This window comes from Fibrobacter sp. UWH4, assembly GCF_900142475.1.
Taxonomy (GTDB): Bacteria; Fibrobacterota; Fibrobacteria; order Fibrobacterales; family Fibrobacteraceae; genus Fibrobacter.
In genome coordinates this window covers 286,688-301,788 of the sequence record NZ_FRAY01000004.1, presented here as the reverse complement: position 1 = coordinate 301,788, position 15,101 = coordinate 286,688, and the positions used below count along the sequence as shown (strand labels likewise).

Here is a 15,101-nt window from a genome sequence, read left to right as displayed (position 1 = left end):
AGATTTCTGAAAATCCTTGTGTTTTGGACTTAAATTTTGATTTTTGGATGGATTTTGTGTGAAAAATTGGCTTTAAAATTTGTAAACTTTGGGGATTTTAAATTTTGAATAAATTAAATTCAAAAGATTTTGGCCCTAAAATTGAAAAATTTAGTTCGTGAATGATTTTTTTTGTTGGCCGTTCCTCGTCTGAAACCCGTCGGTCGCGGCAATGCTTCCAGGATGACGGCTCCAATTAATGTCATTCTCGACCAACGGGAGGGAATCCATTGACCTCGTTCCTACTCATTTTCTCATTTTTTCTGTTTCGTGCATATATATAATAGGTTTAACCCCAAAAAAGGAAAAATGATGACTCAAGAAAAATTTCAGATTGCGCCGGCAAAGGCTGAATCTCTCTATATATCTTCTTCGAAGGACCTTCCGGCTTTGAATCCTCTTCTCCCTCGCGAAAAAATCGAGCGGATGGGGGCATCTTCCATGAGTAACGAGGAACTTTTGGCTCTGATTCTCGGTAGCGGCTGTCAGGATTGCGATGTTTTCGAACTTTCGCGGAATTTGGCGGATTTCCTTTCGGAAGAAACGGAAATGCCGACGCTCCAGAAGCTGCGCCGGATTCGCGGACTTGGGCGCGTCAAGGCGACCCAGGTGCTTGCGTGCCTGGAGCTTTCGGGGCGCTATATCTTGAGCGGAAAGGCCATGTTCGTGGGAAGTCCCGAAGATATTGTCGTTCGGCTTTCCTTTTTGAAGTACGAGTCGCAGGAGCGCTTCGTGTTGGCGACTCTCGATGCGGCGAACCATGTCATCCGTGTGCATGAACTGACCAAGGGGCTGGTGGACCGTACGCCGATTCACCCGCGCGAGGCTTTCGTGAAGGCTATCGAGGACCGTGCCGTGTCGGTAATTTTCGCCCATAACCATCCTTCGGGTGCGACGGTGCCGAGTGAAGAGGATTTGTCCATTACCCGTGTTCTGTGCGCCTCGGGCCGTATTTTGCAGATTCCCGTCCTTGACCATATTATTGTGGGGAAGTGCGGTCACACGAGTATCTGTCGCCTTTATCCTGAGTATTTTGAAAAGACTTTTACTCCTGTAGACTAAAAATGGGCGAAATTTCGCTATTTTAGGCACTGTTGTCACAAAAACATTGATTTTTTGTCTCTTTTTTATCTTACAGAATGTGTTTTTTTCATTAATAAGTTATATTTAGGGTAGTTAAATGGGGTAGCCTTGTTTGGTAGGTTGCCTAATATAAGGAGATGCTATGAAAAAGGTAGCTATGGGTCTTGCCCTTGCGCTGGCGGCTTCCGCCTTTGCTGGACATCCCCAGACGATTAACAAGGAAGGCTTCGTGGGTGTGAATAAGACCCAGGCGGCTCATTCCCTTGGACATTCCAAGCTTGTGTTTACCCTTTTGGGCGACGCAACCTTTGGCAATGACATGTTCCCGAACAATGATGCAACTGGGGTTGCAATTTCTGAAATTGATGCCGCCGGTGCTCAGAAGAGCGCCCCGGTCGCGGACTATGTGGGTGGAAGCGCCTACATCGGTTTTGCTATCGGTATCTGGCACTACTTTGACTTGGGCGTGACGATGCCCGTCTATTATGACCAGTTTAACGCTGAAGGTGTTTATAGCGACGGTACCGGTGGTGCTGTTGTTCCGAATACCAAGGTCGGCTATGTGGGTAACCTCAAGGTGGACATGAAGGCCCGTTTCCCGCTGCCCGAAGACCAGGTGTTCGACGTTGCCGTGTTTGGCGGTGTCGCTGTCGGAACGGCCAATAACGAAAAGCAGGGTCTCTGGATCCGCGAACCGGAATATGTCAACAAGAAAAACGGCATGGCCTATCCGTACGGTACCAAGAATACCACCATCAAGGGCGGTCTTGCCGTGTCTATGGACCTGAGCAAGATGGACGGCGGTGACGGTTTCCCGTTCCTGTTGCACTTGAACGGTGGTTACCGCTACACGACGAACAGCGACTACATGTCGCTCCCGTTCATGAGCGCCGCTGCCGAAGTCTACTTCATGGACTTCCTCTCCTTGTTCGTAGAATATTACTGGGACATCCAGACGAGCAATTATGAATACTGTTTTGCAGATCAGTGTATTGATAACCGCGACGGCGAGCTTGACATGAAGCAGCTGACCGGTGCCCTCGTTTTCCACCTGCCGGTGGGAGTCGACCTGCACATGGGTGCTTCTTACTACCTGGGCGGCGACAAGTTTATTGCAGCCAGCACGCTTGAAAACGGCGAACGCCCGTGGGGTGTTCAGGTGGAACGAATCCGCGTGAACCCGCAGTACACCGTATATGGCGGCCTTACCTGGAGCGGCTATCTGCTTGCTCAGGACCGCGATGGCGACGGCGTGACGGATGATGAAGATAAGTGCCCGGACGATGTCGGTCACCGTCTGAACCAGGGTTGCCCGCTGGGTAATCCGGATGCCGACGAAGATGGCGTCTGCGATTCCTGGGTGGCAGAAAAGGGTTTCGAATCCGAATTCTCTGAAGTTTGCGAAGGCATTGACCAGTGCCCGAACGAAGCTGGCGAAGGTGACGATGGTTGCCCGCTTGACAATCCGGATGCCGATGGTGATGGCGTTTGCGACGCATGGGTTTCTCAGAAGAAGTTGCTCAAGAAGTTTGCCGGCGTTTGCGAAGGCATCGATGAATGCCCGAGCCAGGCAGGTTCTCCGAACTTCAACGGTTGCCCGACCAAGAAACCGGACCCGGATGAAGACGGTCTCTGCTCTCCGTGGGTCACCGACGAAGGCGTGCTGAATGAATTTGCCGATGTCTGTAAGGGTTACGATATGTGCCCGGGCGAAGCCGGTTCCGCTGCGAACAAGGGTTGCGCATGGGATGATCCGGATGCCGATAACGACGGCCTCTGCGACACGTGGGTGACCGAAAAGAAGATGGGCTTCTACTTCGAAAAGGCTGCTGAAGACGAAGCGATGGCGAAGGAATGGTTCATCGAGAAGTCTTGTAAGGGTATCGACAAGTGCCCGACCGAATTTGGCCCGATGAACAACGAAGGTTGCCCGCTCGGCAATCCGGACACCGACCAGGATGGCTTCTGCGATCCGTGGGTGACCGAGAAGAATATGCTCGAACAGTACGATGGAATCTGCCAGGGCGTTGACAAGTGCCCGACCGAAGCCGGCGAAGCGTTTGCCCAGGGTTGCCCGAAGGAAAGCCCGGACCCGGATGGCGACTCCCTCTGCTCTCCGTGGGTCACGAAGGAAAAGGCCCTTGAACAGTTCAAGGATATGTGCCACGGCTACGACCGTTGCGAACTTGAAGCCGGTCCTGAATGGAACAAGGGTTGCCCGATTGAAGACGATCCGGACCCGGATAAGGACGGCGTCTGCTCTGAATGGGTTGCAACCAAGAAGCTCCAGAAGGAATTCGAAAGCGTCTGTACCGGTATCGACCGCTGCCCGGATGAAGCGGGTGACGATGGTCACGGCTGCCCGAAGAAGGCTGCTGAAAAGCTTGATGGCGTGACCTTCAAGAGCGGCAAGGCTACCTTGGAATCTAACGCCAAGAAGATCCTCAAGAATGTGGCCAAGAAGCTTGTCGAAGACGATAGCTATAAGGACTTGAAGATCGTGATCCAGGGTCACACCGACAACGTGGGTAAGGAAAAGACCAACCAGAAACTTTCCGAAAACCGCGCTAAGGAAGTGATGAAGGTGCTCACCAAGGCGGGCGTCAAGAAGGATCGCATCAAGGCTATCGGTATGGGTTCCAGCTGCCCGGTGGAAGACAACAGCACCGCCGAAGGCCGCGAAATGAACCGCCGTATCGAAATGCACTTCGTAACGCCGGATAACGACGGTACCCAGTGCGAAAGCAACTTGGTTCAGTAATCTTCGTTAACCTTTGAATAAAGTCCCTGGCATACCGCCGGGGACTTTTTCTATTTTAGATACGAACAACTAACCACTGTCTACTTCCTACTCCTCTATGACCAAACTCGACGAAATTCTCCAGTCTCTCAATGCATCGAACCATGACCTCGTGGAAATGTTCCCGGCCAATTTGAACCACAAGATGGTGCAGAAGGCGCGCCTCGGCAAGAAGCCTGTTCCGAAACATACTCAGGACCTGATTCTGCAGGCGCTGAACAAGTATCTGTTGCAGAATGCCGTTACCGAAGACAAAAAGGTGAAACAGTACAAGCGCGTGGAGATATTTGGAGAAGTAGACAGTAAACAGTAGGCAGTAGACAGGGATGGTTAGGCGACTTTGCCGCAATTAAGACCCTTCAACGACTAGTCACTGTAAACTTCCTACTTCCAACTTCCTACTTCCTACTTTTTTTATTAAATTAGAAACATGCAACAATACCTAGACCTGCTCAAAGATATTATGGAAAACGGGGTGGATCGCTCCGACCGTACCGGTACGGGAACGCGCTCCGTGTTTGGACGCCAGTGCCGCTACGACCTTTCCAAGGGTTTCCCTTGCCTGACGACGAAAAAGCTTCACCTTCGCTCGATTATCCATGAACTGCTGTGGTTTTTGAAGGGTGATACGAACATCAAGTACCTGCACGACAACAAGGTGACTATTTGGGACGAATGGGCTGACGAAAACGGCGATCTGGGACCTGTTTATGGACATCAGTGGCGTAGCTGGCCGACTCCCGACGGTGGACATATCGACCAGATCAAGAATCTGGTGAATAGCCTCAAGAACAATCCCGATTCGCGTCGTCACTTGGTATGTGCCTGGAACGTTGCCGAAGTCGACAAGATGGCGTTGCCGCCTTGCCATTGCCTGTTCCAATTCTACGTGGGCGGTGTAGGGGCTTCGGGCAAGCGCAAGCTCAGCTGCCAGCTGTACCAGCGCAGCGCCGATACTTTCCTCGGTGTTCCTTTCAATATCGCTTCTTACGCCCTTTTGACTTTGATGCTTTGCCAGGTTTGTGACTACGAACCGGGTGAGTTCATCCATACGTTAGGTGATACGCATATTTATTCTAACCATTTTGACCAGGTGAAGGAACAGCTTTCTCGTACGCCGCGCAAGTTGCCGACCATGAAGTTGAATCCCGAAATCAAGGATCTCTTCGAGTTCAAGTTCGAGGACTTTGAGCTCGTGGATTACGACCCGTGGCCGACCATCAAGGCTCCCATTGCGGTTTAAGTTCGGATTTCGAAATTCAGAATTCGGAGTGTCTTATGTTGATTTCTGCAATAGTCGCAATTTCTCAGAATAACGTCATTGGACGCGACGGACACTTGCCGTGGCACCTGTCCGCCGATCTCAAGCGGTTCAAGGCGATTACGACGGGGCATTCGATTGTGCTTGGCCGTAAGAATTACGATGATATCGGACGCCCGCTTCCGAACCGCACCAATTACGTGCTGACGCGCAATGCGGCGTTCGAGGCTCCGGGCTGCATCGTTTGCAGCAATCTTTCGCAGGCGATTGAATCGGCTCGCGCCGCCCACGAAACAGAATGCTTTATCATTGGTGGCGCGGCGGTCTACCGCGAGGCGATGCCCCTGGTGCAGAAACTTTATGTGACGCGAGTCCTCGCCGATGTCGAAGGTGACGTGCTGTTCCCCGAATGGGGCGACGGCTGGCATAAGGTGAGCGAAGAAAAATTTGACGCCGACGAAAAGAACGACTACCCGACGATTTTCGAGGTATGGGAGCGCTAAGAGAGGTGACTCTTATGCCGATGACCATCAATACGAAAAAGCTGTTTATAGCAGGTGCCGTGGCGATTTTTGTCGTGGCGCTGTTCCAGATTTTTTTTGAGATCGTTGTCAAACAGGGGGCCGCCAGCGAAACATATTCTCCGCAACACGACTGGGTTGTTTCTTATAAAAGCGGGGGCTTTACCTATAACGGTTCGTCCGCCGTGCAGAAAAACAATGTTGTTTTGCAACGCGGTGATAGTATTTTTGTTCAGAACGAATTGCCGCCCGGTCATCCTCTTGTGGTTCGCTTTCTTACTTATCATAAGCTGATTGAAATTTACCAAGACGATATAATGCTGTATTCGTACGGGAAAAGCGACTTTGAAAAAGGGACGCTGGTCGGAAGCGGATACCATTATTTTTATCCGATGGTTTGCGATACCAACTGTGCCGTTCGCTTTGTTTTTGTAGAAAGTGAAAACGACATGCCTCTTTATGCGCCGAAATTTGAACTCCTTACTCCCTGGGAGGCGAACAGCGACTTTAACGCGACCCGTTTTTCTTCGCTAGTATTCGGCTTGTTTCTTGTTGTATTCGGGGCCTTGTCGGCCACTATCGGGGCGTGCGCCTCTATTTACGGGGCGTCTTATTTCAGGTTGCTGATGATAGGCCTGCTTTCTTTTTCGCTCGGCCTGTGGACCTTGTGTTATACGAAACTGGTGCAGATTTTTTCGATGAACCTGGCGTTCAACACGTCGCTTGAATATGTCTCGCTCCTGTTTTCCGCGATTCCCTTCAGCTTTTTGCTTGTTCGGATGCGTAAAGGAAAAATCCTGCGCTGGAAGTGGTATGTACTGATAGAAATCAATGCGATTGGCATTCTTGTTTTCGTTGCTTTGTCAACCCTTCACTTTATGGATATTGTCCATTTTTCAAGAACTCTTTGGATTTTCCATGTTTATGTAGGCTTGGCCGTTATCGCGCTTATTGCGTGCGGAGCGATTTACAATAGGCGCATGGATATGTCCGGGAAAATTTTCGCTGTGGGGTGTTTTGTCTTTGTCGGTTTTGCCATGCTGGAACTTGTACGGTACAAGATTAATCAAACGGAAATGTTTGGACATATTCTCAGTGATAATTCGCTTTTACCGATGGGAACGTTCTTCTTCGTATTGTTGCTGATGGTCAGTTTCATTGTTCATTTGTCTCGCCTGCAGTCTCACAAGGCTGAACGCGATTTGTTGGCGAACATCGCGTATCTGGATTCCCTGACAGGACTTTTCAATCGGGCCAAGTGTAAGCAGATTTTCGAGGTGCTCGACAGGGGAAACAGTGACTATGCTATCATGAGCATTGACTTGAACGGTTTGAAATATGTGAACGACAATTACGGGCACGGTATGGGAGATGCCCTAATCAAGGCCTTTGCGCAGGCGCTCAAGGAAGCCTTTGAGGGAATCGGGACCGCCATTCGACTGGGCGGTGACGAATTTATAACGGTTGTCCGTAGCGAACACCATGCCGAAATGGACCAGGCCTTGGCCAAGATGGCGAAACTCCAGAAAAAGCGCGGGTCCGAGTTGCCTGTTCCCCTAGAAGTGGCCTACGGAATTGCTTTCAGACATGAACTGGCGGATAAGCATTCTGCGGAAAAGCGGAACGGACGGTTTGAGTCTGAGTATGTGTATGATCTGGCGGACGAACGTATGTACGCCATGAAATCGGAGATGAAGTCGAACCTGGTGAGAAAATAGGGTATGCTTGATTTTAATGTTTTTTATCGTTTGGCGGCAGCCATAGGCATTGGCCTGATTATAGGCTTGCAGCGCGAACATACTTATTTTGACCAGTCGGATAGGCATCCGGCCGGGGTTCGCACGTTTACCTTGGTCGGACTCGCAGGGGCCATGGCGGCGCTACTTTCGGACCAGATGGGTGGTGTCGCTCCCTTTGTGGCTGGATTAGTAGTGATGGCGCTATTGTTGTTCGCTTCGCACATTTCGTTTGCCCTTGGCAGGCGCACCGCTGACGGACTTCCTACAGGGAAAAATGGTATTACGACAAGCGTTGCCGTTATTATCGTGTATCTGTTGGGCGGAATTTGCTGGTATGGCCGCTTGCTTGAATCTTGCGTGATTGTCGTCGTGATGCTCTGGGTGCTTTCGGCGAAGGAACAGCTGCATGCCTTCGCTCAAAAGCTTTCGAAAGAAGATATCATTGCGATTGTAAAGTTTGCTGTGATAACGGCTCTCGTTTTGCCTTTCCTGCCGAACCAGTCCTATGGCCCTCCCGGTCTTGAAGTCCTGAACCCGCGCTCCATATGGTTGTTCGTGGTGTTCATTTCGGGAATCGGCTTTGTGGGGTATGGCCTGATTAAACTTGTGGGGCCGGGCAAGGGAATCTGGCTCACGGGTTTGCTGGGCGGGCTTGCGAGCAGTACGGCGCTTACACTCAATCTGGCAGGACGCAGCCGCGAAAACGAGGATTACGCTTCGGACTTTACGCTCGGAATTGTCTTGAGTTGGGCGGTAATGTATGCGCGTCTTTATCTGATATGTATCTTCTTGAGTAGCGCTCTTGCCAAACCCCTGCTGTTGCCCCTGTTGCTTCCGGTGGTACCGGCGCTGGGATATGCACTCTACCTTAAGGCGAGGGAATTTCGCGACCATCGGCAAAAGTCGGCGGACTTTACGAATCCTTTCAAGCTGTTGCCTGCCATCAAGTTCGGCGTGATTTTTACCTGCGTCATGTTTGTTGCGAATGCGGCCCGCGTTTACCTGGGCTCGGGTGCCTTGCTGGCATGTAGCTTTCTGGGCGGTGCCGCCGAGATGGACGCGGTGGCGTTCTCCGTAATCGATATGAATTTAAAGTCGGGGCTTGCCGTGCGTGAACTTGTGCTTGCCCTGTTGTTTGCTAGCCTTGCCAATACGATTACCAAGGGCGTCCTGGTTTGCGTGCTAGGAGCTAAGTCGATGCGTCGGCCGATTATTCCGGCAGTGGTGCTGATTTGTGCGGTAACGGGCGGCTTGATTGCATATTATATGACTTGCGTATGACGAAGTCACTTGATTTTATTGGAGATATTCACGGACATTGCGATGAACTTCGTGTCCTGCTAAAAAAGCTCGGTTACGTTGAATCGGCTGGAGCCTTTCGTTATCCGGGCGGCGCGCGTTCGGTGGTGTTCCTGGGCGACTATGTGGACCGTGGCCCCAAGGTGCGTGAAACACTGAACCTGGTGCGTGCAATGCGCGATGCGGGTGCGGCAGTGGCCCTGATGGGAAACCACGAGTTCAATATGCTCTCGTTCTGGCAAAGGAACGGAGCGGGCGGCGGCCATTTTCTAAGCCGATTTAAGGACGGCTTCTTGCGTGAACACAGCTTCAACAAGGTCGCAATTCATTCGCGGACTGTTGCGGATTTTGTCGGGCGAAAGCAGGAATTTCTGGACGCGATGGATTTCATAAAGACTCTGCCGTTGTATCTTGAAACGGAATCGTTCAGGGCGCAACATGCCTGTTTCGATGCTGATGCAATCGCGATGTTGCGTCGCGAAGGTATAGGCAGCTTTGCCGATGGAAATTTTGACGAACTGATTGCCCGGGCAAACGACGAGGATTATGAATTCGAAGATAGTCTGTTCAATCCGATGAGTACCGTTTTGAAAGGTCCCGAGATGTATTTGCCCAAAGGTGAATACTTTACCGATGCCGAAGGCGTAAGACGAGTCAAGACGCGAATTGCCTGGTGGCTAGATCCTAAAAAGGCGAGCTTCCGCGAACTTAGTTTCCAGCCGGGTGTATCGATGGACGTGAAGGAAGAGGTTCCGTCAGAGGTGCAGGCTCGGAATTTTTACGGAGAAGGGGAGCGCCCGGTCTTTTTTGGACATTATTGGTTGACTGGAATCCCGAAGCTGATTCGGGACAACGTTTGCTGCCTTGATTTCAGCGTGGCGGGTTACCGTGGCGATGGCCGGTTGGCGGCTTACCGCTTTGACGGGGAGCAGCGACTGGACGAAAGTAAGTTTGTATGGGTGGAGGCTATTTAGACGAGGAACGTGAGACGAAAGACGAGTGAATCTTTAAGAAAGATTGCGTCGCTGAGGGTAACGGCCGCGGTCCTTGTGGCGTTTCTGGTACTCACGTTCTGGGGGGTGCTGGCGCAGGCGAATGCGGAGGCGTCTGGGCTTTCGGCGTCGGTAGCGATAGATCGCTTTTTCGATAGCTATTTCATCTGGATGTTGGGAGTGATTCCGCTGCCTGCCTTCAAGGGACTTGCCTTGTTGGCGGCTGTGAATCTGGTTGCTTCGCTTATGTGTCGCATGCCCCGCGGATTCAAAAATGCGGGACTTTGGATGATGCATCTCGCTTTGTTGGTATTGCTAGTCGGCGGTGTTGTCGGTAGTGAAATCAAGCGGGAATATAATGGGTTTGAAACTTTTTCGTTGGAATCGGTTGAACGCGCCAATTGGGGGGCGTCCGGGGCGAAAGTCCTGTTCTATGCGGCGAACGACAGCTTGGGCGCAGAGCCCGTAAATCTGGATGAATCCGTTCTGCTAGAAGGGTGGCCCTACTATGTGCATTTCCGGGGGGACTTCCGAATGTCGGAGGATAAGGTCATCTCGATGTACAAGGTTTATTACGACCCGTTGCATTTTGTACCGTATGCATTTATGGCTCTATTTTTGCTTGGGGCTGTTTTTCATTATACCGTTAAGGTGCGAGGCGGAAAGGCTTCTGCACGGGTGCTGAAACTTTTGCCGTTCTTTGCCGTACTGGTGGCAACGCTTCCGATGAAAGCGCAGGCATCGGTGCGTCCGATTCCGGTGGGGGAGGGGCTTTCGGCGACGGCGCCGGTCCTGGTGGATTCCGCGGTACGGCCCTTTGATTCCTTTGCACGCGGATTTCTGGATGATTTAAGTGGAAAGACGACTTATAAGTGTCGCGAGGCGGATGCGTGCGAAGGGAAACTTTCGGCGAGGGAAGTGGCGCTGTTGCTTGTAAATGCTCCGGAAAAAGCCAAACATCTGGCGCTGTTCAAGGTGCTTCGCGGCGATGTGTCCGAGGCGCTGCAATTGCCTTTAGAAAAACGCTACGTGAGTTATGCCGAATTGAATGCGGTGCGAGATATGTTGCAACTTTATGCGAGCCGTAACGACGAACATCCGGCGACACTTGAAATGAAACGGCTGTATTCTAATGTGCGCTTGTATGAGTCGGTGTCGGACCGTTCCGCGTTTTCGATTGTGACCAGGAATACGCCCGCCGCTTTGTCGGTGAATCCGCACCGTCTGAAAGCCGAAGTGGCGTATCATTGGCTAAAACTGACTCTGTGGAGCTTTGTATTTGCCTTGCTTGCGTGCATTTTGGCGTCGGTCAATACGCTTTACAAGTCTCGAAAATTAGATGTGGCTGCTAATATGACTTGTATGATGACATCCGCTGTCTTGCTAGCCCTGTTTGCCATGCGCGCTTATGTAGCCGCACGTCCTCCGATGTCTAGTTTGTACGAAATCGTGCTGATGGTGTCGTTAATTCTGATGGCGTTTGAAACGGGAGCGTTTTTGTTCTGCAAGAATCGCACGTATACACTGATGGTGCCTGTAACTCTGATGGCGTCGGTGCTCCTGTTTTTTGCGAAGTTCGTATTGGAACCGGGCGATACCTTTCAGCCGATTCCCGCGGTACTCAATTCCTCCGTTTTTTTGACGGTTCATGTTTTTACGATTGCACTTGGATTTGCGGGGATGATTTTGTCGGGTGTGGTGGCGCACTTGGTGCTTGCTCGTGGCACAGCGGCGTTACCCTCTGCGGAACAGCCCAAAGGTTCGCCGCTGTATTCATTGCTTTACGGAACACTCGTTTTCGGGGCAGTGTTTACTATTGTCGGTACGCTTCTGGGCGGGGTGTGGGCCGATTTTGCATGGGGTCGTTTTTGGGGCTTTGATCCGAAGGAATGTGGCGCCCTGTTCGTGATTCTGTGGGCAATGCTTTCGCTTCACTTGCGTGCTGGCCGCATCGTGTCTGCGCGCGTTTTTGTGTTGTTGAACTGTTTCAATGTCATCGTCACTTTCCTTTGCTGGTTCGGAATCAACCTGCTTGGAGTAGGGCTTCATAGTTACGGTTTCCAGAGTGGCTCCGTGATGTGGCTCGCTGTTTTTGTGGGCGTAGATTTATTTACTATTTTTATTCTATGCCGTTTTTTACCAAGAGCAACTTAGTGGATTTGCGGGCGGAAGCCGAGCAACTTTCGATTTGCGTGGAACATTTTCTGTATGCGTCCGAGCGTGTGGTCGAAGGAGACTACAAGACGAAGGGTTTTTACGATAACTGTATCGAAAAATGCAATGGTCGCCTAAAGGCAATCCATTTCCTGATGGAATCCATTCGTCAGGATAGGCCCGTTTCGGAAGAAGAACTCGAAGAAACTTTGCCGGATTTTCTAAATTGCAAGAAAAACGATAAAGAAAAAAAGCGCAATGCTTGATAGCGAATTCGAAGACGAACGCGAACCTAGACGCGTAAGGCCGACCCGCCGCGATCACCGCAGCAGGCGTATTGACGTGATGCGTGAAATGGAATCAGGCGTTGTCGATGAACGCCCCATCAAGGAACGTTTCAGCCGCGAATTCAAGAATCCCCGACTCAAGAAAATCAAGGACCCGCTTGAAAAAATTCGCGAAGAGGACTGCGTCGAGGGCCTGGTGGTCGAAGTGCACCGCCGCACCTGCGAAGTTCGACTTGATAACCTTCCTGATTCTCAAACCCCAAAGGGCGAAGCCCGACCTCAAAGCGAAGCGGCCTCACTTCCTACTTCCGACTGTCTTTCGTCTACTGTTACTGCCATGTACCGTGCGACGACATCGAAGGCGTTGGGGGAATTCCCTGCGGTGGGCGACCGTGTACTTTTGGGACAGGTGAACGAGGATGAAGATAGCGGCGAAGGCGTTGGCTCGCAGAAGTATTGCGTGGTGCGCGTGCTTCCGCGAAAGAGTGAACTCAAGCGCCCCGGCCCCCGCGACAGTTTTAGGCGCAAGTTGACCTTGGCCGCCAATATCGATCAGGTGGTGATTGTGGCGAGCGTGACGCAACCCGAATTCAATTACGGGTTCATGGATCGTTTTTTGCTCGCGGCAAATCTGAATAATTTGCCGTTCGTGCTGGTGCTCACCAAGATGGATTTGTTGCCGAACGGCGAGGCTGACCTGAGCGAAGATATCCGCGACTTCATGAGCATCGTGGACAAGGTGATTCCCGTGAGTGTAAAAAACGGCGTTGGGCTTGATACGCTTCGCGAAGAACTGATCGGAAAGTCCTCGGTATTCAGTGGACAGAGCGGTGTCGGTAAGTCAACTCTGGTGAATGCACTTGTGCCTGGAGCGGAACTCGAAACCGGTGAAGTGCGAGAACGCGACGGCAAGGGCCGGCATACGACGACTTCTTCGAGCCTATTTGATTTTCCCGGTGGTGGTTACGTCATTGATACACCGGGCATTCGTAGCATCGGACTGTCGAATGGTGAAGACGATATGGATGGCGAAACGCTCGCCAAGATTTTCCCGGGCTTTTTCGAGGGTGACCTGTTTACTTGCAAGTACAGCAACTGTAAACACCTGAAAGAACCGGGTTGCACCGTGCGTGCTGCTGTGGAATCGGGAAAACTTTCCCGCGCTCGTTACGCAAGTTACCTGCGCATTTTGAATTCGAGAAACTAGGGGAATGGGGATAGATGGATATTGCGGTAAAGATTACCTTGGTCGCATCGATTGTGATGGTGGGGTATAACTTGCACCAGCTTTTGACCTCTTATGAAGCCATTTGCGAGAAAGTAAAGGTGTTCAAGATGCTTGCCTTGCAGAACGAATCCGATGAAGGGGCCGTGCGCCGTTCCAATTTCTTGCTGACGGGCGTGTTGTCGCTTTTATTTGTGACGCTAGTTTACCTTTCGGATTTTGCCTATTGGATTGTTGCGGGTGTCCTTGCGAAAATGGCGGTGTCCATGTTGCTTTCGCATTTTGAAATTTCGCAGATTTTCAGGGAAGACGCCATTCGTCCGAAATTTTTCAAGTTGACCAAGGTGGATGCCGCGGTGAATGTCCTGGTCGGACTGGGTGTTGCCGTGATTGCGGTGTCGTGAGGATAATATGAAAAGAATCTTTGCGCTATTGTTTTTGTGCTGTGCGTTCGCTTTTGCTCAAGATGCAGGCGGAGGCTCGATGCTAGGTGGAATCCGTACGCCCTTGATTGTGGGTGGCGCGCTTGGCTTTGGTTCCGGAACGGGTGTTGGTTCCGAGCGTGGCGTAGGGCTTCGTCAGATAGAACCGATGGTAGGTGTCTGGTATCCTGGACTTGGCGTATTCCGTGTTGGGTATGGTTTATTCAGCTACCGTGAAGAATCCGACGACGAGAAGGATTACGATATCGACCATTCTGAATTGGATTTTGAACTGGGCGCCCATATATTCGGTAATGCCTATGTGATGGGATCCTATTCGCGAGTCAAGGAATTGAGTGACTTGGGTGATGTCGCCTGGAATGAATGGGGAGCCAGTTTCGGTTCACTCCTCTATATTTTTTCGAAGACGCTTCTCTTTGCCGAAGTCGGTTACCGTTGGGTGCTTTCGCACTATGATCCGTTCCTGGAAAAGAAGGTGCATGGCGGGCGATTGCAGATGAATATTGGCTTTGCCGCATACGTGTTCTAAAATTAAATGGTTATGAAGAATGTTGCTGTTTTAGGGGGTGCTTTCGATCCTGTTCACTTGGATCATATTCGGGTTGCGAAGACCTGTCTTGAAAAGGGCTTTTGTGACGAAGTTTGGTTTATGCCGAGTCCCGACCGCTGGGACAAGAAACTGAACGCAAGCCCCGAAGATCGTTTCGCCATGCTGGAACTTGCCATGGAAGGTGATCCGCGGCTGATTCTGTCGGACTTGGAAATTCAGCAGGGCGATTTCAGGGGATCGTACGTATTCTTGTGCGGACTCAAGGAAAAATTCCCGGACATCAACTTTCGCCTGCTGACGGGTGCCGATACCTACGAAGGCATTCCGCATTGGCGTGACCCGATGCATTTTTTCGGTACCAATTATAATGGACATTTGCTGTTGCGCGACATTGAACTGATTGTTTTTGCTCGTAACGGTTATCCGAAGCCGGATATGGAGGCGCACAAGGCGAAGGGCTATGCAAATTTGTTTTGGCTTGGGCCGGAACAGGGCTTCGAGGGCGTCTATTCGAGTACGGCTATTCGTAAGGCGCTCTTGTGCGGCGAAGAACCTAAGGGACTCCACCCGAAAGTGTACGAGTATATCAAGCAGCGAGGACTGTATAGAGATTGATTCGGATTTCGGAATTATGAATGATTTTCAATACTGAAATTCGAATTTTGAAAACAGAAAATAAGCTCCGAATTTTGAAATCTGAATTGCCTA

Annotated in this window: 14 protein-coding genes; all 14 read left to right on the top strand. The window is 51.0% G+C overall.

The window, feature by feature from the left end:
* Positions 1–348: 348 nt before the first annotated feature.
* Positions 349–1,101 carry a JAB domain-containing protein gene (locus BUA93_RS09265; protein WP_254793923.1) on the top strand — a complete coding sequence of 251 codons (753 nt, stop codon included), beginning with the start codon at positions 349–351 and terminating at the stop codon, positions 1,099–1,101.
* A gap of 163 nt (positions 1,102–1,264) precedes the next feature.
* Positions 1,265–3,883, top strand: a complete 2,619-nt coding sequence (locus BUA93_RS09260; protein WP_083597287.1) for an OmpA family protein — start codon at positions 1,265–1,267, stop codon at positions 3,881–3,883.
* Between the two features lie 97 nt (positions 3,884–3,980).
* The gene (locus BUA93_RS09255) at positions 3,981–4,235 is read left to right on the top strand and encodes a hypothetical protein (protein WP_072978868.1); all 255 of its coding nucleotides are present in this window, start codon (positions 3,981–3,983) and stop codon (positions 4,233–4,235) included.
* A 117-nt stretch (positions 4,236–4,352) separates the two neighbouring features.
* Positions 4,353–5,165: a thymidylate synthase gene (locus tag BUA93_RS09250; protein ID WP_072978867.1), complete on the top strand. Its 813-nt coding sequence runs from the start codon at positions 4,353–4,355 to the stop codon at positions 5,163–5,165.
* A 35-nt stretch (positions 5,166–5,200) separates the two neighbouring features.
* Positions 5,201–5,686: a dihydrofolate reductase gene (locus BUA93_RS09245; protein ID WP_072978866.1), complete on the top strand. Its 486-nt coding sequence runs from the start codon at positions 5,201–5,203 to the stop codon at positions 5,684–5,686.
* Positions 5,674–7,422 carry a GGDEF domain-containing protein gene (locus tag BUA93_RS09240; protein WP_072978865.1) on the top strand — a complete coding sequence of 583 codons (1,749 nt, stop codon included), beginning with the start codon at positions 5,674–5,676 and terminating at the stop codon, positions 7,420–7,422. The genes BUA93_RS09245 and BUA93_RS09240 overlap by 13 nt, the downstream gene beginning before the upstream one ends.
* A gap of 3 nt (positions 7,423–7,425) precedes the next feature.
* On the top strand, positions 7,426–8,724 hold the full coding sequence (locus tag BUA93_RS09235; RefSeq protein WP_072978864.1) for an MgtC/SapB family protein: 1,299 nt from the start codon (positions 7,426–7,428) through the stop codon (positions 8,722–8,724).
* Positions 8,721–9,716, top strand: coding sequence for a metallophosphoesterase (locus BUA93_RS09230; protein ID WP_072978863.1), 996 nt, complete (start codon positions 8,721–8,723; stop codon positions 9,714–9,716). Before BUA93_RS09235 ends, BUA93_RS09230 begins: the two co-directional genes overlap by 4 nt.
* 9 nt (positions 9,717–9,725) lie before the next feature.
* Positions 9,726–11,888, top strand: coding sequence for a cytochrome c biogenesis protein (locus BUA93_RS09225; protein WP_139257927.1), 2,163 nt, complete (start codon positions 9,726–9,728; stop codon positions 11,886–11,888).
* Positions 11,861–12,154, top strand: coding sequence for a hypothetical protein (locus BUA93_RS09220; RefSeq protein ID WP_139257926.1), 294 nt, complete (start codon positions 11,861–11,863; stop codon positions 12,152–12,154). Before BUA93_RS09225 ends, BUA93_RS09220 begins: the two co-directional genes overlap by 28 nt.
* Complete coding sequence (rsgA, locus tag BUA93_RS09215) at positions 12,147–13,382, top strand: ribosome small subunit-dependent GTPase A (RefSeq protein WP_072978860.1); 1,236 nt, start codon at positions 12,147–12,149, stop codon at positions 13,380–13,382. The genes BUA93_RS09220 and rsgA overlap by 8 nt, the downstream gene beginning before the upstream one ends.
* A 14-nt stretch (positions 13,383–13,396) precedes the next feature.
* On the top strand, positions 13,397–13,804 hold the full coding sequence (locus BUA93_RS09210; RefSeq protein WP_072978859.1) for a hypothetical protein: 408 nt from the start codon (positions 13,397–13,399) through the stop codon (positions 13,802–13,804).
* A gap of 7 nt (positions 13,805–13,811) precedes the next feature.
* Positions 13,812–14,372 (top strand): hypothetical protein, encoded by a 561-nt coding sequence (locus tag BUA93_RS09205; protein WP_139257925.1) that lies wholly within the window; start codon positions 13,812–13,814, stop codon positions 14,370–14,372.
* Between the two features lie 12 nt (positions 14,373–14,384).
* Complete coding sequence (locus tag BUA93_RS09200) at positions 14,385–15,008, top strand: nicotinate-nicotinamide nucleotide adenylyltransferase (protein WP_072978857.1); 624 nt, start codon at positions 14,385–14,387, stop codon at positions 15,006–15,008.
* The last annotated feature ends 93 nt before the right edge of the window (positions 15,009–15,101 follow it).